The 19,233-nt window shown below is 65.9% G+C and carries 15 protein-coding genes; 5 read left to right on the top strand and 10 right to left on the bottom strand.

All coding sequences use genetic code 11. The features are described from left to right. Positions 1-3 precede the first annotated feature (3 nt). The 8 genes from QP997_RS05755 to QP997_RS05720 all read right to left on the bottom strand — a co-directional run bounded on the left by QP997_RS05755 (position 4) and on the right by QP997_RS05720 (position 9,296). Positions 4-1,506, bottom strand: a complete 1,503-nt coding sequence (locus QP997_RS05755) for a UDP-N-acetylmuramoyl-tripeptide--D-alanyl-D-alanine ligase (protein WP_284846523.1) — start codon at positions 1,504-1,506, stop codon at positions 4-6. A 17-nt stretch (positions 1,507-1,523) separates the two neighbouring features. Next, positions 1,524-3,125, bottom strand: coding sequence for a UDP-N-acetylmuramoyl-L-alanyl-D-glutamate--2,6-diaminopimelate ligase (locus QP997_RS05750; protein ID WP_284846522.1), 1,602 nt, complete (start codon positions 3,123-3,125; stop codon positions 1,524-1,526). Position 3,126: 1 nt separating this feature from the next. After that, on the bottom strand, positions 3,127-5,022 hold the full coding sequence (locus QP997_RS05745) for a peptidoglycan D,D-transpeptidase FtsI family protein (RefSeq protein WP_284846521.1): 1,896 nt from the start codon (positions 5,020-5,022) through the stop codon (positions 3,127-3,129). Positions 5,023-5,165: 143 nt separating this feature from the next. Further along, positions 5,166-5,987, bottom strand: a complete 822-nt coding sequence (ftsL, locus tag QP997_RS05740; protein WP_070761877.1) for a cell division protein FtsL — start codon at positions 5,985-5,987, stop codon at positions 5,166-5,168. A gap of 94 nt (positions 5,988-6,081) precedes the next feature. Then, positions 6,082-7,143 (bottom strand): 16S rRNA (cytosine(1402)-N(4))-methyltransferase RsmH, encoded by a 1,062-nt coding sequence (gene rsmH / locus QP997_RS05735; protein ID WP_148812081.1) that lies wholly within the window; start codon positions 7,141-7,143, stop codon positions 6,082-6,084. A gap of 240 nt (positions 7,144-7,383) precedes the next feature. Continuing rightward, positions 7,384-7,815 (bottom strand): division/cell wall cluster transcriptional repressor MraZ, encoded by a 432-nt coding sequence (gene mraZ / locus QP997_RS05730; protein ID WP_012360462.1) that lies wholly within the window; start codon positions 7,813-7,815, stop codon positions 7,384-7,386. A 451-nt stretch (positions 7,816-8,266) separates the two neighbouring features. Then, a complete protein-coding gene (locus tag QP997_RS05725) occupies positions 8,267-8,659 on the bottom strand; it encodes a DUF3040 domain-containing protein (protein ID WP_070757996.1) in 393 nt (130 codons plus the stop codon). Between the two features lie 229 nt (positions 8,660-8,888). Next, on the bottom strand, positions 8,889-9,296 hold the full coding sequence (locus QP997_RS05720) for an SAV_6107 family HEPN domain-containing protein (protein WP_284846520.1): 408 nt from the start codon (positions 9,294-9,296) through the stop codon (positions 8,889-8,891). Positions 9,297-9,465: 169 nt separating this feature from the next. Here QP997_RS05720 and QP997_RS05715 point away from each other — a divergent pair, with 169 nt between their 5' ends. Further along, complete coding sequence (locus tag QP997_RS05715; protein ID WP_284846519.1) at positions 9,466-10,149, top strand: GNAT family N-acetyltransferase; 684 nt, start codon at positions 9,466-9,468, stop codon at positions 10,147-10,149. 84 nt (positions 10,150-10,233) lie between these two features. On the opposite strand, the gene QP997_RS05710 is transcribed toward QP997_RS05715, so the two are convergent. Next, positions 10,234-11,259, bottom strand: coding sequence for a methylenetetrahydrofolate reductase (locus QP997_RS05710; protein WP_284846518.1), 1,026 nt, complete (start codon positions 11,257-11,259; stop codon positions 10,234-10,236). A gap of 245 nt (positions 11,260-11,504) precedes the next feature. On the opposite strand from QP997_RS05710, the gene QP997_RS05705 reads away from it, so the two are divergent. Genes QP997_RS05705 through QP997_RS05695 form a run of 3 tightly spaced genes read left to right on the top strand, consistent with a single transcriptional unit; the run spans position 11,505 to position 16,063 of the window. Beyond that, complete coding sequence (locus QP997_RS05705) at positions 11,505-12,689, top strand: polyprenyl synthetase family protein (protein WP_284846517.1); 1,185 nt, start codon at positions 11,505-11,507, stop codon at positions 12,687-12,689. Positions 12,690-12,692: 3 nt separating this feature from the next. Further along, on the top strand, positions 12,693-14,381 hold the full coding sequence (gene crtI, locus QP997_RS05700) for a phytoene desaturase family protein (RefSeq protein ID WP_284846516.1): 1,689 nt from the start codon (positions 12,693-12,695) through the stop codon (positions 14,379-14,381). Continuing rightward, entirely contained in the window at positions 14,378-16,063 is a 1,686-nt protein-coding gene (locus tag QP997_RS05695; protein ID WP_284846515.1) for an alpha-(1->6)-mannopyranosyltransferase A, read from the top strand. The genes crtI and QP997_RS05695 overlap by 4 nt, the downstream gene beginning before the upstream one ends. Here QP997_RS05695 and QP997_RS05690 read toward each other — a convergent pair. Next, a complete protein-coding gene (locus QP997_RS05690) occupies positions 15,963-16,424 on the bottom strand; it encodes an Rv2175c family DNA-binding protein (protein WP_246817994.1) in 462 nt (153 codons plus the stop codon). The genes QP997_RS05695 and QP997_RS05690 overlap by 101 nt on opposite strands. A gap of 229 nt (positions 16,425-16,653) precedes the next feature. Between QP997_RS05690 and QP997_RS05685 the strand changes: the two genes are divergently transcribed. After that, positions 16,654-19,047 (top strand): PASTA domain-containing protein, encoded by a 2,394-nt coding sequence (locus QP997_RS05685; protein ID WP_284846580.1) that lies wholly within the window; start codon positions 16,654-16,656, stop codon positions 19,045-19,047. The last annotated feature ends 186 nt before the right edge of the window (positions 19,048-19,233 follow it).

Below are 19,233 nucleotides of genomic sequence, written 5' to 3'. Positions count from 1 at the left end.
TCCTTATGCTCCTTCGTCCGCCAAAAGCCCTTCGGCGACCGCCCAGAGACCATCAGAGTATGACGCCTTCACGAGCACAACATCCTTGGGTTTGACATGTTGATCCACAAAATTCACTGCCGCGTCGACATCCTCGACGCTGCGGGTATCCACACCGTGCTCCCGCGCCGCATCGGCGATGGCACGCTGATTGACCCCGGTGCCAACGATCACGGCGTGATCGATGCCCCGGGTGCCGAGGAACTTGCCTAGCTCGGTGTGCTCCTCGGCGGATTCCTCACCCAGCTCGCCCATCTGCCCCAGCACAGCCCAGCTACTGGCCTCCGGACGACCACCGGCCGTGTAGGCCAGGGCGTCGATGCCAGCGCGCATGGACTCCGGGTTGGCGTTGTAGGAATCGTTGATAATAGTCGCACCATCGCGCCGGGTTCGCACATCCATGCGGTTGGCGCTGGCGGCGACGTGGTTGCCCAGCACTCGGGCCGCCGACGCCGGCAGCATGCCGGATTCGATCGCAACCGCAGCGGCGGCGAGCGCGTTGGAGACCTGGTGGGCACCGAACACGCCCAGGCGGATGTCCACCGGCTCACCGTAGGGGTGGTGCAGGCGGAAGGACGCCCGGGCAACCTCGTCCAGGCGGATATCGCTGGCCCAGTAGTCGGCCCGCTCCCCTGTCTTGGAACGCTCGTCAAGCGCGAAGGTCACGACCCGCGCGCGGGTGCGGTGCCGCATCGCGATCACCGCGTCGTCGTCCGCGTTGAGGATCGCGATGCCGCCATCCTCCGCCGCAGGGAGCGCTTCGACGAGCTCTCCCTTGGCCTGTGCGATCGCCTCCCGGGAGCCGAACTCGCCGAGATGTGCGCTGCCCACGTTCAGCTCGACGCCGATCTTCGGCGGGGTGACCGTGGTCAGGTGGGCAATATGACCCACACCGCGGGCGGACATCTCGGAGACCAGGAACTTCGTGTCTCGGCCCGCGCGCAGCGCGGTGTAGGGCAGGCCGATCTCGTTGTTGAAGCTGCCCGGCGGGGCGACGGTCTCTCCCAGGTCACCCAGCAGCGCGCCGATCAGGTCCTTCGTGGAGGTCTTCCCGGCCGAGCCGGTCACACCAACGACGACCATGCCCTCTTCATCGGCCAGGACGTCGGTGTTGTGGCGCGCGAGCTTATCGACTGCGGCGAGCACCGCCGCCCCATAGCCCTCCTCATCTGCGCCGAAGACCGCGGAATTATCGGTGCCCTCAGCCCGCTCGCTGGCCGGCGCCAGCAGCGCCGGGAAGCCGACGGGCCGGCCCACGATGGCCAACGCCGCGCCCTGCTCGCCCGCGGCGGCCACGTAGTCGTGCCCGTCCACGGTGGCCCCGGGCAGCGCCATGAAGATGCTCCCCGGCGCTACCTTGCGCGAGTCGAACTCCACGGGCCCAGCCACGATAGTCTCCGCGGCAGCGCCGTCAATCAATTCGCCACCCGTGATGGCGGCAATTTCACCTGCTGAAAGCTCAATCATTGCTTCGTCGCCTCTCGTTAGTCGCGGATCTTCGTGCTTGCCTGCTGGTCATCGCCCGCCCGCTGCTCAAGCGCTGCGGCGAGCTCCTCGAGGTCGGAAAACGGGTGGATTTCCCCGCGGACCTCCTGGCCGGTCTCGTGCCCCTTACCTGCCACCACGATCGCATCGCCGGGGCGAGCCCATGCGACCGCCGCGCGGATGGCGTCCGCGCGGCCCGGGACGTCGTCATAAAAGACGTTCTCGCCGTTCGCCCCGCGGACCTCGGCTGCCTTGCGGACCCCGTCCAGAATCATCGCCCGGATCGGGGCGGGTTCCTCATCGCGCGGGTTGTCGTCGGTGACGAAGACGGCGTCGGCGACCTTCGCGGCCTCCTCGCCCATCATGGGGCGCTTGTCGTGGTCGCGGTTACCGCCGGCGCCCAGCACAATGCCGATGCGTCCCGTCGGGGACGGCAGGTAGTCGCTCAAGGTTCGGACGACGGCGGCGACGGCGCCCGGCTTGTGGGCGTAGTCCACCACCGCGAGGAAGGGTTGCCCGGCGTCCACGGCTTGCATACGGCCCGGCACCTGCACATCCGCGATGGCCGCTGCTGCGGCCTGCGGATCCTCGCCCAGTTGCGCCACGCAGCTGATCGCCAGCAGGCTGTTGGCCACGTTGAAAGAGCCGACCAGGCCGATGTCGTAGCTGAATTCTTCGCCCTCGGCGGCCACGGTGATCTCCTGGCGCCCGGCCGGGGTGACGTGCACGTCAGTGACCTGCCAATCCGCGCCAGACTGCTTCTTGGTGCTCACGGTGAGGGCCTGCTGACCGGAGTCCGCAATCATGCCGGCGAGGCGCTGGCCCCAGTCGTCATCGACGCAGACAACGGCGGCGGGCAGTTCCGCGCCCTCGGCCTGAGCCTGGAGGAACAGCTGAGCCTTCGTCTCGAAGTAGTCCTCCATCGTCGGGTGGAAATCCAGGTGGTCCTGGCTCAAGTTGGTGAAGCCGACGACGTCGAAATCGATGCCGGTCACCCGGCCCAGCGCGAGCGCATGCGAACTGACCTCCATGACCACGTGGGTGACCCCGCGGTCGCGCATCTGCGCCAGCAGGGCCTGCATGGTCGGCGCCTCGGGGGTGGTGAGCTTCGTGGGGATCTGCTCGCCATTGATCCGGGTGCCGGTGGTACCGATGATGCCGACGCTGTGCTTGGCCATCAGGGCGCGCTCGATGAGGTACGTCGTGGTGGTCTTACCCGAGGTTCCGGTGATGCCGATGATGCGCAGGTCGCGGCTCGGATGGCCGTAGACGGCCGCTGCGACCGGCCCCATCCAGCGCCGGACGTCGTCGACGACCAGCAGCGGGAGGTCTGCATCGGCGAGGATCTCCGCGCCCTCGGCGTCCGTGAGGACGGCAGCGGCCCCACTGTCGGCTGCGAAGGTCGCGCCGTGGACGCGGCTACCTGGAACGGCGCAGAACAGGCCGCCGGGCTGGACGTCTGCGGAACCGATGGCGGCGGAGTCGACGGTGACGTCCTGATGGGTATCGGCGACCGTGCCGCCGGTCAGTGCCGCGAGTGCGCGGAGGGTTACCCCGCTGGTGTTGCGGTCGGAATTGTCAGTGGCCTGGTGGGTTGCCATGTTATCGAGCCTCCAGCATGAGCCGTGGTGCCTTCGGGGAAGGCGGAACGTTGTAGTGATCCATCAACCAGGATGCAATGTTGTGGAAGGTCGGCGCAGCCGAGCCCCCGCCGCCACCGCCTTCCTCGGTGCCGCGCTGCGGGTTGTCCAGCATGATCGCGACGACGAAACGGGGGTTATCCGCCGGGGCGATGCCGCCGAAGGTGATCCAGTAGTTGGAATTCGAGTACGCGCCGGTGTCCGGATCAATCTGCTGGGCGGTGCCGGTCTTGCCGGCGATCTGATAGCCCTCGACTGCGGCCGCGGCACCGGTGCCGTTTTGCACACCGTTCGGGTCATCCTGGGTGACGGACTGGAACATCGCACGGACGGTCTTCGCCGTCTCTGCGGACACGGCGCGCGTCTCACTCTGGACCGGCTGCGGGACGTCCTCCCCGTCCGAGTTGGTGATGGACTTGATCAGGCGCGGCTGGACGCGGACGCCGTCGTTGGCGATCGTCTGGTAGATGCTGGCCATCTGCAGCAGGTTCATGGACATACCCTGCCCGATGGGGAGGTTGGCGAAGGTACCGCCCGACCACTGAGAGAGCTCCGGCATGTAGCCCGCGGCCTCGTGTGGCATCCCCACGTCTGCAGCCTGGCCCACACCGAACTTCCGGAAGTATTCGTACATCTTCTCCTGACCGACGCGCTCGGCGAGCATCAGGGTGCCGACGTTGGAGGACTTCCCGAACACGCCGGTGGTGGTGTACGGGGCCACGCCGTGCTCCCACGCGTCGCGGACGGTGACGCCGGCCATTTCAATTGAGCCGGGCACCTTCAGCACCTCGTCCGGGGTGGTCTTCTTCTCCTCGATGGCGGCCGCGGCCGTCATGATCTTGGCGATGGAGCCCGGCTCGAAGGTTTCCGCGGTATTGCGGTCGCCGAAGGCCTTGTTGGCCCGCAGCTGCTTCTGCAGGTCACCGTTGGGATCGATCGTGTCGGAGCTGGCCATCGCGATGACCTCAGCGGACTTGGCGTCCAGCACGACGGCGGAAGCGGACTCGGCCTTGGAGTTATCCTTCGCCTGCTGCACCTGCTGCTGGATGAATGCCTGCGCGTCGAGGTCGAGGGTGAGCTCGAAGTTATCGCCGTTGACCGGCGGGTGTTCGTCGCGGGCGGAGCCTGGGATAGTGAGGCCGCCAGCGATGTCCAGGGTCTTGGAGCCGTTGACACCCTGCAGTCGGCTGTCCTGGGAGAGCTCCAGGCCGAATTGGCCCTGGTTATCGGCGCTGATCTTGCCGATGATGTTCTGGGCCACCGCACCGTTGGGGTACTGGCGGATGTCCTGGCGTTCCGCGGTGATCTCCGGGAACTTTTCGGTGACCTTCTGTGCCACGTCTGGGGCGACGTTGCGGACGAGGACGGTGTAGGTGACCTTCTCGTCGGTGAGTTTCTTGCGGAGGTCTTCCTTCTTCACCCGGCCTTCGGATGCCGGGATCATGTTGGGCAGTTCTTCGACGATCTGCTCGATGCGCTCGTCGGCTGGCGGGACCTCATCCGGGTTCGCCTTGTGGCGTTCGTCCATGTAGCCGCGCAGCTTATTCGGCAGCACCGACAGCGACTTGGCTTCCATCGTGTAGGCGAGGTTGCGGCCCTCGCGGTCGACGATGGCGCCGCGGTGGGCTGGTTCAGCAATGACGGCTGTGCGCTGCGCAGCGGCGTGTTCCGCGAGCGTTGGGCCCGCGATGAGCTGGACCCAGGTCAGGCGCAGGATGAGCGCGAGGACGACGATAACGATGGCAAACAGGGAGAGCCGCAGGCGCTTGTTATAGCGCTGCGGGCTGTTGTCGAGGAGCAGCAGCGCTCGCGTATTCCGCGAGCCGTCTGCCGGCCGACGGTTCCACTGCTGAGCCAACGGTGTGTGTCCTCCTCGATCTTTGTCTTCGCAGTTGCAAGATCGGCATGGTTCTTGGGTTGGAGACGCAGATCTTCACTGGCCGGGACGCGGCGGTGTCCCGGAAGTTTTAGCGCTTAGAATCTTAGGCGCTGTGCGGCCAGTTACGGTCGCGGCGCGGCGGGCGGAGCCGGATTTGCTTCGGCGGGTGCCGCCGGTGCGGGCTGTGCTGCTGGTGGCGCCGGCGGTGCCGGCTGCTCGCCGTTGGCCGGGGCCGGGGCCGGAGCTGGTGCGGGGGCTGGGGCGCCGTGGCCCTGGTTGGCATATGGCAGGTCCCCGGAGTTCATGTTGCCGGCTGCTTCCGCGCCCGCCGGGCTAGAAGGCGCCAGCCCCGGGACGTTGCGGGTCTCCTCCGGGGAGGACGTTGCCTCGCGAGTTCGCTTATTCCCGGTGACGTCGACGACCCGGCGATCCTTGGAGTTATCCGCCTCGCGACGCTGGTCAACCTTGTCGCCCTTGGTCTCCAGAATGCCTGCCTGCCCCGGGGCAACCATGCCCAGCTCGGCGGCCTTCGCGGACAGGTTCTGCGCGGACTTCGCCTTTTCGACGTCTCGCTCCAGCGTGGTGATCTCGTTGGCCAGCGTCTTGGACTTGGCCTCTGCGTCCGTGATCTGGAAGGTCTTCTCCGTCGTCATGCCGGCGAGCAGCATGACGGCGGCGGTGCCGATGATGCACGCGGCAACGGCGAAGGCCACGAAGCGGAAGACCCGGGAGTTTTCCTGCTTGATGGGCTGCAGGCGGCGGCCGCGTTCCGAGACGCGCTGCTGCGAGCCGAGGCGGCCACGGTAGGCCGGAGCGCGGTGCAGGCTGCGACGGGGCTTGGCCGGCTGCCGCTTGAGCGAACGGGGTGCGCTGGTGCGCAGCTCTGCTCGCTCGACCTTGGTGGCAGTCCTGGGGTGCTCCTTCAGCATTCCGGGAGTGGTCATATCCTGTCCTTTGCCTGGTTCTTCGGGCTCGTTGTGGGCTTCGTGGTGCGGTGCGCGGTTGTTGTTGAGGTTTCTGTCGGGCTATTCGTTCCACTTACTGTGGCGACGCCAGCGGGTAGTGTGGCCCGTCTGTTCCGGAGGTGTGGGCGCCTATTCGCCGCGCTGCCCGGACCCTCACGGGGGCGGATCTGGAGTTTTCAGCGATCTCTTGCTCGCTGGCTTTCTCCGCCCCGCGAGTGAGGAGCTCGAACTCCGGTTCGGTGCCGGGCAGCTCGACTGGCAGCCCGGGCGGCGTTGTGGACTCGGTCATGCCCTTGAGCTGTTGTTTGACGATCTTGTCCTCGAGGGACTGGTAGCTCATGAAGACCCCGGCGCCGTCGACACGGAGCCAGCTGAAGGCTGCCGGGATGACGAGCTCGAGGCTTTCCAGCTCCGCGTTAACCTCGATCCGCAGCGCCTGGAAGGTTCGCTTGGCGGGGTGCCCGCCAGTTCGTCGTGCCGCGGCTGGGATGGTTGCGTAGAGCAGGTCCACGAGGCGCGCGGAGTTGTCGAAGGGTTGCTTCTCGCGCTCGCGGATGACAGCGGAGGCGATCTTGCCCGCGAACTTCTCATCGCCATAGCGCTTGAGGATGCGGGCAAGCTCGCCGTGCTCGTAGGTGTTGAGGATCTCCGCCGCAGTCAGCCGGCTGCTGGGGTCCATGCGCATGTCCAGTGGGGCGTCGACACGGTAGGCGAAACCGCGATCCTCCTGGTCCAGCTGCATGGAGGACACCCCGAGGTCGAACAGGAACCCGGAGATCCCCTGCTCACGGATGTCGACCGGGAAGTCAGGGTCCTCGGAGAAGTGCTCCAGCGCCTCACCGATGCCATCGAAGCGAGTCTGGTAGCTGAAGAATCGCTGACCGAAGCGCTCGAGGCGGGCGCGGGCCTCAGCAAGCGCGTTGGGATCGCGATCCAGCCCGATGACGATGGCATTGGGGTAGGCCTCAAGGAATGCTTCGGTGTGGCCTCCGGCCCCCAGGGTGCCGTCCACGATGATGGGCTGAGCTGGGGCGCTGTCTGCGGTCACACCGATGCCGACGAGTTCCACCATGCGCTGCCGCATGACGGGAACGTGGCCTGGGCTGCTCGGATCGTGGGGGGTGTTCGTTGCCACGGTCACGCTCCTCTGGGCTCGTCGGTGGGTTACTTGGGGTGGGCGCCTGCCTGTGGGTCGGGCGCCGTCAAACTGCTTGGGTTTTGTCTTGGGTTGATATGAACAGGGCCTTACCTGCGCGGGCGTGGGCTTGATGTTGGGGAAGTGCATCAAACGGTCACGTCTTCCGCTCAGGCAAGGGCCTGCACACATCACGGGCATCACCGGCGTGATCGTGGCCGGTCGATGTGGCATGGCGGGCTAGAGGAAATTCGCGAAGGCTTCGTCGTCGCCTGCGGCGAAATCTGCCTCGTGGGCTGCGCTGTACTCCTCCCAAGCCTGGGCATCCCAGATCTCGAGGAAGTCCACCGAGCCGATGACGACGCACTCCTTCTTCAGTCCCGCGTATTCGCGGTGTGCTGCGGAGACGGAGATGCGCCCCTGCGAGTCGAGATCCTGCTCATCCGCGCTTGCCGCGAGGTTTCGCACGAAAGCGCGAGCTTGCGGGTTGCTACGGCTCGCGGCCGCAGCCTTGCGGGCCCGGAGGAGGAACTCCTCGCGGGGGTAGATCGCGAGGCTGTGGTCCTGCCCCTTAACGACCATCAGGCCGTCCTTGAGTTCCTCGCGGAACTTCGCAGGAAGGGTGAGTCGCCCTTTGTCGTCGAGCTTCGGCGTGAAGGTGCCAAAGAACATGTCTTGTGACCCCTTTCGCCGTTTTCTCGTGCAGCCATGCCATGTTTTCGCTGTGAAGTTATCCGTGGCTCTTGCGGTGCGTCCGGTCTGGACCCGCGAGCTACCTACATTCAGGAAGCCCCCTCAATCACCAACATGCCCCACTTTACCCCACCTTGCGCCACCTTAACCACCCAGCTGGCGTGTTTAGGCGTGTTTTTTCTCAAGCCAGCGAAACAACCTGCAGGTTCACGACAGAGACCGGTGGGGAGCGCGAACTTTCCGCCATCGAAATCCGATCCACAAGGCCCAAAAATGACGCCGTTCATGGTGGCTTTGATTCTAAATAACGCCAATTCGAACCTCAGTGGGTCGAGAGTGGGTGAAAGTGGGGATTCGGAAGAAGGCACGAAAAAACCCTCGCCATGTGGCGAGGGCTCTCGGGCTGGGGCCCGCTAGTTCACCGCGGGGCTTAGCGCTCGAAACGCTTGCGGAACTTATCCTCCATGCGGTCCCCCAGACCGCCATCCCCCTGCCGGACAGCTCCGCCAGCGGAAACCCGACGAGACTTCGCGCTCTTCGCTGGAGCCGGGGAATCGCCGTTATTCAGCGCGATCATTCCGCCACCCAGCATGACCAGGAAGCCCGCAACGCTCAGGATCACGAACCACAGGGAGACCTGCGCCAGAGCGACACCGCCGACCAGCAGACAGATGCCGAGCATGATCAGCGAGATCGAACGGATATCGAAGCGCACCCCCGACGGCGCCGAGTCATCCCCGCCCTGAGCAAAGCGCGGATCCTCCGCGATCAAAGCCCGCTCGATCTCTGCGAGCATCTGCTTTTCTTGTTCCGAGAGAGCCATGACAGTCCTCGTTTCCCTCTACTGATCCTCCGCGTGGCCACAACAACGCAGCACGCGACCTGATAACCCACTGTAGCGCGCTTCAGATCTTCATTTACTCCGGCGGAAGATCGCGCCAACGCCGCAGTCTGCTGGAAGCCACCCCGCCGCAGCGAGGCTTCCCCATGCTTTAGTCACTACTCGATTCCCCACTCTAACCAATGAGCAGGATTAAGTCAGCCCCAAAGCCCTAGGCAGCCTGTAGGCCAAGGCCCAGCTCCATTCGCACACGCTCCAGGAGTTCGACAGAATCCGAGTACACCTCCTGAAACGAAGAATCTGCTACATCACGCTCGAGGCCGATATCTGCCCGCTCCGCCAGCCTGGCGTATTGCTCAAAAGAGTCAGCCCAGCCGCCGAGGTCAGGTCGCACCGCCCGGAGACGCAGCCACGCCGAACCGGCCGGAAGCCTGCGACGAGCCGGCCGCTCGGCGTCGATAACAGCACCTGCAGCACGTAGCCCGGCGCGATAGGCGTAGACAACAGCCCGCGGCAGATCCCCTTGACCATAAGCCTCGTTCGCCAACACGAGTTGGGCTTCCGCGCGCATCAAAAATTCCGCTGGATTGGGACGCAGCGTCCCCCTTGTCTTCGACATCACAGCCATCGCCACTCCCACCTTTCGAGAACTTCCGTTTCGCAATTTGCACCCCTGACGTTAAAACTCGGCGCAGACACCCCCGCCCACTATTCGAACACGTGTTCCAATTACGCTTTAGCATCTCCCGTTGCACACCCTCGCGCTTGATACGTGGGACGATATCCCTATGAGCCAGCCCATCGCGCAACCCGACCAGGATCACCTCGTCTCCCTCGCACCCATCAGCCGCGCAGTCTTCCTGCGACGCCTCGATGAACTCGTTGCTTTGCACCTCAAGGCCATGGGGTATCCGCCGGAGGCATTTCGACAACGGCGCAGCCTGTGGCTCAGCAACGCCAACCACCCACACTTCACGAGCCTGGTAGCGCTCTTACACTCACCGGCGGAAGAACCGGATCCAGCCAACCCTGCGCAGAAGATCGTGGGTGTCTGCTTTGGTTTCCAAGGTAGCCGAGGAACGTGGTGGTACCAGCAGGTCAGCTACGGCCTGTTGGCTTCGGGCATGCCGCCGGAGGACGTCACCGAGACTCTGTCGAGCTACACCGAGATTTCGGAGATCCATGTTCTTCCGCGATTTCAGGGCTCCGGCATCGGCACCCGGCTATTAACGGAGGTCCTGGGCATCCTGCCCACCCGCGACGCAATGCTCTCCACCCCGGAGGTGCCCGGCGAGAATAATCACGCGTGGCACCTCTACCGCAGCTTGGGCTTCACCGATCTACTGCGGGAACACCGCTTCCCTGGCGATCCCCGCCCCTTCGGCATCCTTCGCAAGCGCCTGCGCGACTCCGCAGGTGACCCCGCCGCGGTGAGGGAACCAGCGTCAGACGCGGACCGGGCGGCACGCTAGCCCCCGCGCGCCGATCCGGGGCAGACTTGCCCAGCAGCTGCCCCACCCCACGGGGCGAACGCACCGGTAGGCGTCGCCGGTGAGCTAACGAACCATGTCCTGGCCGTAACCCGGCCCCCATGCTGGCGCCATCCCCAGGTTGTGCAGCACGTCCTGGGTCGCCCGCACGTTATTCATGGTCATAAAGTGCAGGTTCGGCGCGCCCTCGGCGATGAGACGCTCACTCATCTCGGTGGTGATGTCGATGCCGACCTCGCGGACCGCATCACGGTTGGCAACCTCATCGCCAGCTGCGGCCTTCTCCAGGCGCTCCAGGATCTTCACGGGAACCTCGCCACCCGCCAGTTCCATTTGGCGGCGCACGGAACGGATCGAAGTGATCGGCATGAGTCCCGGAATCACGGGCTTTGCCCCGTGGATCGGATCGGCGGCGGCGAGCCTATCGCGCAGCCGGAGGTAGTTCTCCACGTCGAAGAACATCTGGGTAATCGAGTAGTCCGCCCCCAGCCGGAGCTTGTGCAGGGTCACCTGCGTGTCCTGCTCCAGGTCCTCGGCCCGGTAGTGCCCCTCCGGGAAGCTGGCGATACCGATATCGAAGTTTTCGCACTCCGGGGTGTTGCGGATCAGCTCGATGAGGTCGGAGGCATAGTTCAGCCCGCCGGGCGTGGCCTGCCATGTCCCGAGCGGGTCCCCGGGCGGGTCGCCGCGAAGCGCGAGCACGTTCGTCATGCCGCGGCGGGCGTAGTCCTGGAGCATGGCGCGCAGCTCGTCGGCCGAGTGGTCCACCAGGGTGAGGTGCATGAGGGTGGTCAGTGGCTTGGCCGCCAGCTGTTGGGCGACCTCCATCGTGCGCTCCCGGGTGGAGCCACCGGCCCCGTAGGTGATGGACGCGAAGCTCACGCCGAGGTCGTGGAAGGCCTCCGCAGCGTTCCACAGCCGGGTTTGGGCGGCATCGTCGCGCGGGGGCATGAATTCAACGGAGAACGGGATCTTACCGGGGCTGTAGCCACGGATAGCTTCGCTCACTGGAACTTGCAGCGTGGGCTGTGGTGGTGTGCCCGGCAGCGGTGAGGCCTTCTCGTGGTGACCGTGGGGGTTGGATGCAGACATGAAGAAAATCATAGTAGACATCTCTGTCTAGGTCGCGTTCCGGGCTAACACTCGCGTGCCGTCGGGTTCCCCCACCCCCACTGACCTATCCGGCACCCACCCCGGTTGCGCCTGTTCGCCGGTGTCTGCAGCGACCTTTAGACTATGAGGCACAAGATCGAACCTTCGAAGCAGGGCGCTTCGTGCGCTGCTCACTCAGCATCCACGCCCCGCCCTGCCCCACAGCCCCGAAAGGTGTGCTCCCTGTGACCACTCCGTCCTCCCCGCATGGCCTGTCGACGATCTCCCAGCCGCCGGTTGCGAACCAGCTGGCCGGTTGGGACCTGCGCTCACCGCTGAAGGACGTTCCGGCTGCTGTCGACCGTGCCCTGGACGCCTATTTCGACCACAGTGCGGCGGAGTTTTCCGCGATCGCGCCCGAGTTCAACGACGCCATGGCGGTGTTGCGGGGCTTCGTCATGGGCGGTGGCAAGCGCGTCCGACCGACCTTCGCTTGGGCTGGTTTCCGCGCCGGCCTGGAAGGTGGCGGGGCCGATGGCCGCAGCATTCAGGACGTCGACCCGGCGACCGTGCTGCTGGCTCTCAGTGCTCTCGAGTTTGTTCAGGCGTGTGCGCTGATCCACGATGACATCATCGACGAGTCCGATACCCGCCGAGGCAACCCCACCACCCACCGAGTGTTTGAAAGCCAACACCGCGAGCGCGACTGGTTTGGATCCCCGGAACACTACGGCATCAGCCAGGCCATTCTGGCTGGTGACCTCGCGTTGAGCTGGGCGGATGACCTGCTCGCCACCGCGGGACTGAGCCCAGCGATTGTCGAGCGGGTGCGGGGTCCTTGGCGTGCGATGCGTACTGAGGTGATCGCCGGCCAGCAGCTGGACATCGCCTTGGAGAACAACGGGAGCGAGTCGATCGCCGATGCCATGCAGGTGATCAACTTCAAGACCGCTAGCTACACGGTCGCCCGTCCACTGCACATCGGCGCGGCCCTGGCAGGCGCTGATGAGCGGACGATCGAGCTGCTCCTGGAGTACGGGACACTGGTGGGGCAGGCTTTCCAGCTTCGGGACGACCAGCTGGGCGTCTTCGGCGACCCTGCCGTGACTGGCAAGCCGAGCGGGGATGATCTGCGCACCGGGAAGCGAACGGTGTTGGTGAATACCGCTTTCGCGGAGTGCAGCCCGGAGCAGCTGGCCCGACTGCGGGAAGATTTCGGTCCGCTTCCCGGCGCGGCGGAGCACACTGCGGAGCAGATCGACGGGATGCGCCAGATCATTCAAGATTGCGGGGCGGCGCAGCAGATCGAGGACACGATCAACGCCCTGTCCGAGCGGGCAATCTCGCTGGTTGAGGACTCCTGGCTGGAGGACAGCATCAGCGAGGAGCTCGTCGCCTTCGCACGCTTGCTGAGCGACCGGAGGTTCTAGGGCATGCCGATTTTTAGCGCGATCCCCTCCCCTCGCCAGGTACTCGCGGCCACGCGCCGGATGGTGGTTCCGACCACCCGTCCAACGACCCGCGATCGGGTCCCCGGGGATGTCGAATCCGTGGTTGTCGTGGGTGCGGGGTTATCCGGTTTGGCGGCTGCGTGCCGGCTGCAGGCTGCTGGCAAGCAGGTGACGCTGGTTGAGGCGAATCCCGAGGTCGGGGGCCGCTGCCGGACGGAGCAGCTGCGCAGCGACCACGGCGAGTTCTACGCCGACACCGGGGCGACGGTGCTGACGATGCCGGATCTGGTGGATAACCTCCTGCTGCACCTGGGGGTGAGTGCCGAGGACGTTGGCTGGGGTTACCGCAAGTTGCGCCCGGCCTATCACGCGATGTTCGCCAGTGGCCGCGAGCTGGATGTCTACTCGGACGGCGACACCATGGAGCACGAGGTGCGCCGCTTCGCCGCCGAGAAGTACGGTGCCGACAGCGGAGATGTTGACCGGCTTGCCCGGGGATACCGCCAGCACCGCCAGTGGATCGGCGGGATCTTCGATGCTTCCTTCGAGTCCTTCATCGGCGCGGATTTCGATTCCCTCCTCGACGCCGTAGCGACCCCCGCCACCGCCAATGACATGGCGGATCTCGTGGAGCTCGGGGCGTTCGGCAGTCTGGGTAAGCGCGCCTCCCGCCACCTGGGGGACGAAGAGTTGGCCCGGGTGTTCAGCTTCCAGGCCCTCTACGCCGGCGTGGCCCCGGCGAAGGCCCGCGCGGTCTATGGGGTGATCTCCCACATGGACACGACCATGGGTGTGTTTTACCCGCGTTTCGGCATGGGGGACGTGCCTGAGGTCTTGACCAGGGCCTTCCGCCTAGCCGGCGGGGTGCTGCGCTGCAACACCCGGGTGGAGCGCATCATCCATGATGGTGCGCGTGCCACGGGGATCCGAACCGCTGACGGCGAGCAGCTGGCCGCGGATGCCGTCGTCGTCACCGCGGATTTGCCCGTCGTGGAGGAACTACTGGGCTCCCCGGCACGGCTGGCGGGACGGAAACCGAATTGGTCCCCCTCCGCAGTCGTGGTGCACGGCAGTATCCCGGTGGACGTCACCGCGGCATGGCCTGGTGCAGACGCAGGCGGCTATCACCACAACATCAGCTTCGGCGAGGCGTGGAACGAAACCTTCGCCGAGCTCACCGCCTCGCGCGGTCGGGCGGGGCTGATGTCGGACCCATCGCTGCTACTGACCCGCCCGGCGGTCACGATCCCTGAGCGGCTGGTCCGCACCGAAGATGGTCTCACGGTCGAGCCGGTGAGCGTCCTCGCCCCGGTGCCGAACCTGGACCGGGCGGGCCTGGATTGGGAGGCGATCGCCGAGAACTACGTCCAGGAATTGCTGGGGGTGCTGGAGGGTCGCGGCTTCACTGGTCTGCGGGATCACCTGTCGGTGGCCCGGATCGATACCCCTGTGTTCTGGCAGCAGCAGGGCCATGGCGGGGGCTCGCCGTTCGGGCTGGCCCACACCGTCGCACAGACCGGTCCTTTTAGGCCACGGAATTATCCGGTGGCGGGCCTGGAGAACGTGATTCTGGCTGGCTCCTCCACCACCCCGGGTGTGGGTGTGCCGACCACGCTGCTCTCTGGTTCTTTGGCAGCACGCAGAATTATTGGTGGAGGTTCCATCCGATGAGCACGCAGTTGCAGGAGTCGCAGGATAAGTCCGCGGCGACCAGCCGACCTTTCACTGAGCACCCCGTCGTTGCCCGCCCCACCGCGTGGTTGCGGGCCCACAGTATGAGCAGCGCGATCCGCATGGGGCTGATCGGCTCGGTGGTTCTCACGCTGTGTTCCTACACGGTGGGCGCTACCCGCGAACGCGGCGGCATCATGCAAGCCCTCGGCCTGGATTGGCTGACCTTCGGGCACATGGCGGGGATCTTCTCCGTCGTACTGTGGGTGGGTATTGCGCTGCTGGTGCTCAGTTGGACGATCGTCGGCGGGCTCGTGCTCCGGGGCGGGCGCTCCTTGCCACAGCGCGCGATCGCCGCGTGGGTCGGGCCGATGGTGCTGGCTGCACCGTTGATGAGCCGCGATATTTACTCCTATTTGATGCAGGGGGCGCTGGCGAAGGAGGGGCTGGATGCCTACCGGGTGGGTGCGGCGGCCAACCCGGGCCCGATGCTCTACGAGGTCTCTGCCGACTGGCGTAACACCACCACCCCCTACGGCCCCGGCCATCTGTGGCTGGGCAAGGGGGTCACCACGATCACCGGGGATAACGTCACCGCCGGGATCTTCGTATTCAAGTTTCTGACCCTCGTGGCCTTCGTGGCCCTGATCTGGGTGGTGCGCCGCCTGGCCGCCGAACTCGGCAGTGACCCCGACCTGGCGGTGTGGCTGGGCGTGGCCAATCCCCTGGTGATCGTGCATCTCATCGGCGGACTGCACACCGAGTCGATGATGATGGCGCTCGTGATGCTCGGCATTCTGGCGAGCCTGCGGCTGCGACCGGTCGCCGGGCTACTGCTGGGCAGCGTGCTGATCGCCGCTGGCGTGGCGTTGAAGGCCACCGCCGCGATCGCCTTGCCCTTCCTAATTTGGATCGCCGTCGCCCGCATCGCTGGGCCCGCACCCCGTGGCTGGTTCAAGGAAACTGCCGCCCGTTTCGTCACCTTGCTGTGGACGGGGATCAGCTCCGTGGCGGTGGTCGTGGCCGTGATGTTCGCCATCACCTGGGCCTCGGGGCAGACCTGGGGCTGGATCGCGGAAATGTCCGGCAACTCGAAGGTGATCAACCCACTGGCCGCCCCCACGATGCTGGCCAGCACCCTGGAGCCCTTCATCTCCCGCATCAACGACGACATCGGGTTCAACGTCCTGATCGGAATCTTCCGGCCGATCTCGATGGTCATCATGCTGATCGGTCTGGTCGTGGTGTGGTGGCTCTTCCGTCACGACGTCCGCCGCGCCCTGCTGGGTGCGACCCTGGCCTACGCGGTGACCTGCGTGTTCAACTCGGTGGTGCTGCCCTGGTACTACGTCGCCCCGCTGGTGATCGTGGGTGTGTGCATCCGTGACCGCCGGGCGGTCTTCATCGTGGCCTGGTTGAGCGCGGTGCTGTGCTTCATGTTCGACGGTGGCGGCAACAACCGGCTCTACGTTCTGTGGTGGGTCATCGCCATCGGCGTGGTGATGTGGTTCGCGCTGCGCGCCACCCTGGGTTTCGCGCCCGGCATGCCGGAAGAGCAGGCCGAGCCGTGGCCGAAGGCCGCTAAATCAGAGCCATCGCCTGCGCCCGGCGGCGAACCTCGCGAGCCAAGTGCCCGTGCAGCGCATCAACCGGCCGACCAGGCAGGGAGTCGTCCTCGGTAAAGAGGTACTCCAGGATCTCCGTGGGCTGGTAGCCGCCGTCGAGAAGGAGGGCAACCACCCCGGGGAGGAAGCGGGTGACCTGGCCGTCGTCGTCGAAGAAGCGGGCGGGGAGGTAGCGCACGCCGTCGATCTTGGTGTCGAGGATCTTTTTCTTCTGCACCAGATCCAGGATCTTGCTCTGCCCCACCCCCATGCGCTCGGCAGCTTCAGGGATGCTCAGCAGCACCTCGCCCGCGGGCAGGCCGCCCGCGGCCTCCTGCAACACGCCACTGGTCACGCGGCCGCGATCGGAGCGGCTTTTGGCTGCTGGGGTGGCTTCTAGGTGGGAAGACTGCGGATCCGGCTGTGTGGAGTTGCTCATGGCTGCCATTGTATTCGACTGTGACAGGCTAGAATCGTTGACACCTTCAAGGCACACTTGAGACTTTAGGGCGCGGGCTGCGACCCGGCCCGGCACGGTGTGGACCCGGCCCGCCCCTCCCCTGCGTTCGGTGCCCTGCGTACTGCCCAATGGCCTTCGTAGCGTGCACAGATGGACAACGGGGAAGAGCGTAAGAAAAAATAAGCAAGGATTATCGGCAGTAAAAGTGATGGAACCGCAACCCGGCAGCTACCTCGACGACCGCTACCACCTGGGCGCCAAGATCGCCAAGGGCGGAATGTCGACGGTCTACCACGCCGTGGACACTCGCCTGGACCGTGAGGTCGCGGTGAAAATCATGAACCCGGAGCTCGCGACCGATCCGACCTTCCGCACCCGTTTCGAGCGGGAGGCCCGGGCTGTCGCAAAGCTCACGCACCCGGATCTGGTCAACGTCTTCGACCAGGGCGAGGATGGCCCGTTCGTCTTCCTCGTCATGGAGCTCGTAGACGGCGGTTCGCTACGGGAGCTGCTCCGGGAGCGTGGCCCGATGCCGCCGCACGCAGCGCTCTCGGTCATCGAGCCGGTGCTCACCGCCCTATCGGTTGCCCACACCACGGGCATGATCCACCGGGACATCAAGCCGGATAACGTGCTGATCAGCGCCAATCACCAGGTCAAGCTCGCGGACTTCGGGCTGGTCCGCGCGGTTGCGACGGGCTCGGGCGAGGCGGCGCGCACCTCAGCCACCGGGCAGGTCATCGGCACCGTCGCTTACCTTTCCCCGGAGCAGGTCCAGGGCCAGTCCCTGGGTGCGACCTCCGATGTCTACTCCGCCGGGGTGCTGCTCTACGAGCTGCTGACCGGCGAGACCCCCTTCAGCGGTGGCAGCCCCGTCGAGACGGCGCTGAGCCGGCTCACCCAGGATGTCCCCGCCCCCTCCGAGATCATCGACGGCGTGCCGCCGGAGATCGACGACCTGGTGCTGCGGGCCTGCCAGCGGGCACCGGAGGATCGTTTCGCGGACGGTTCTGAGTTCCTCGCCGCGGTCCGCCAGACCGCTGCGGAACTCCAGCTTCCGGCATTCCGGGTACCCGTCCCCGCGGATTCCGCCGTGCAGCACGCCCTGGCTGGCTCGAGTTTCACAGACCGCCTGGCCTGGGACGACGAGGCGATGTCCACCCGTGCGGTCACGCTCGACCCCGCAGCGGGTACCGATGAGGCCGGGAACACGGCGGAAACCCGCTACGCGGCTCCGGACCAGGCTCACGAGACGTCGGAGACCGCACTGGTCGACCCCTACGGGGATTACTCGCCCGCCGAAGCCGATCAGGGCTATGACCAGTGGGCAGACCCAGGCCATCAATGGGCTGAGCCCGGCGAGCAGTGGGCCGAGCCAGCCCAACCCCAGGGGTATGGGCAGGCGCCGGGCTACGCGGAGCCGCAGTACTACCCCGCTGCTCCAGCGGGTTACCCAGCGCAGCAGTCCGCAGGCTACCCAGCGCCCGAACACCGCCCCGCGCCCCCACCGGCGCCGACAAAGAAGCTCAGCAACCGCTCCACGATCAAGGGTTTGCTGTGGACCGCGATCATCACCGCGCTGGTGATCGCCATCGGGCTCGGCGGCTGGTGGCTGACCTCCGGCCGCTACGGCCAGATCCCTTCGGTCGTCGGCCTCGACCGGGAGGCGGCGATCGTCAAGGTGGAGGACGCAGGCTTCGTCTCCCAGGTGGATGAGCAATTCTCCGACGACCACCCGGCGAAGAAAGTGATGGGGACCGATCCCCCTTTTGGTGAACGGGCACCGAAGGGAAGCCAGGTTTCGGTGCTCGTCAGCCTCGGGGCGCCGACCGTCCCGATCCCTGGTGAGACGGATACGGCGGAGACCTATTCCGCCAAGCTGACGTCCCGCACCCTCGTCGCCGAGATCGGCGAGGAGGTCTACTCCGACGACGCCAAGAAGGGCACCGTCGCCGAGGTCTCCCCCTCTCCCGGCAGCGAGGTCCGCACCGGGTCCACGGTGACGATCCACGTCTCCCGCGGGCCAAAGCCGGTCCGGGTTCCAGGTGTGGCGGGTCAGAAGCTGGACCGGGCGAAGAAGACCCTGGAATCCGCCGGCCTGAAGGTGGGCAAGACGATCAAGGAGTTCGACCCCGACGCCGACCCGGGCACCGTCCTGCGCACCACGCCCTCGAAGGGCACGGAGGTGCCGAGCAAGTCCGAGGTCACCATCGTGGTCAACAATGCCACGGAGGTCCCGGACATCACGGGGCTGAGCAAGTCTGAGGCCATCGCCGAGCTGCGCGATGCGGGTCTGGACCCGGTCGATGATGGCGAGGTTTTTGACGAGGACGTCTCCGGCGGCGACGTCGCCTCCCAGTCGCCGGAGGCGGGCACGGTCGTCGACCCGTCCCGGGACACGCAGGTGAAGTTCAGGGTCTCCAACGCCGAGTCGGTCCCCTTCGTGTTGGGGATGCGGGCGGAGAAGGCCCGAGAGAAGCTGGAAGACGCGGGCTTCGAGGTCGAGATTTCGGGCTCGGAGGACGGCCTGGTGTGGAGCCAGTCGCCGAACACCGGTCGGAAGGCACAGAAGGGCGACACGGTGCGGATTTCGACCTTCTAGGCTCCGCTGGGGCGCTCGGGTTAGCTCCACTGCGGTCTCCCCACCGCCCCCCCGTTACCTTGTGAGTGTCCCCGATAATGGGGATAGTCGCTGGTCCCGGTATGGCTTGCCTGCCCTGTAGTTTCCATAATCCGGGGGGTGTTGCCGCCGGGTGCCAGGACTTTCGATGACAGCTGATAGGGACAC

This window comes from Corynebacterium sp. MSK039 (assembly GCF_030232315.1).
Classification (GTDB): Bacteria; Actinomycetota; Actinomycetes; order Mycobacteriales; family Mycobacteriaceae; genus Corynebacterium.
This window is presented reverse-complemented; position numbering and strand designations above follow the sequence as displayed.

Coding starts and splice junctions, on each gene's coding strand:
- QP997_RS05755 (WP_284846523.1), bottom strand. CDS start 1,506: ATGATTGAGCTTTCAGCAGGTGAAATTGCCGCCATCACGGGTGGCGAA.
- QP997_RS05750 (WP_284846522.1), bottom strand. CDS start 3,125: ATGGCAACCCACCAGGCCACTGACAATTCCGACCGCAACACCAGCGGG.
- ftsL (WP_070761877.1), bottom strand. CDS start 5,987: ATGACCACTCCCGGAATGCTGAAGGAGCACCCCAGGACTGCCACCAAG.
- mraZ (WP_012360462.1), bottom strand. CDS start 7,815: ATGTTCTTTGGCACCTTCACGCCGAAGCTCGACGACAAAGGGCGACTC.
- QP997_RS05725 (WP_070757996.1), bottom strand. CDS start 8,659: ATGGCTCTCTCGGAACAAGAAAAGCAGATGCTCGCAGAGATCGAGCGG.
- QP997_RS05720 (WP_284846520.1), bottom strand. CDS start 9,296: ATGTCGAAGACAAGGGGGACGCTGCGTCCCAATCCAGCGGAATTTTTG.
- QP997_RS05715 (WP_284846519.1), top strand. CDS start 9,466: ATGAGCCAGCCCATCGCGCAACCCGACCAGGATCACCTCGTCTCCCTC.
- QP997_RS05710 (WP_284846518.1), bottom strand. CDS start 11,259: ATGTCTGCATCCAACCCCCACGGTCACCACGAGAAGGCCTCACCGCTG.
- crtI (WP_284846516.1), top strand. CDS start 12,693: ATGCCGATTTTTAGCGCGATCCCCTCCCCTCGCCAGGTACTCGCGGCC.
- QP997_RS05695 (WP_284846515.1), top strand. CDS start 14,378: ATGAGCACGCAGTTGCAGGAGTCGCAGGATAAGTCCGCGGCGACCAGC.
- QP997_RS05690 (WP_246817994.1), bottom strand. CDS start 16,424: ATGAGCAACTCCACACAGCCGGATCCGCAGTCTTCCCACCTAGAAGCC.
- QP997_RS05685 (WP_284846580.1), top strand. CDS start 16,654: ATGGAACCGCAACCCGGCAGCTACCTCGACGACCGCTACCACCTGGGC.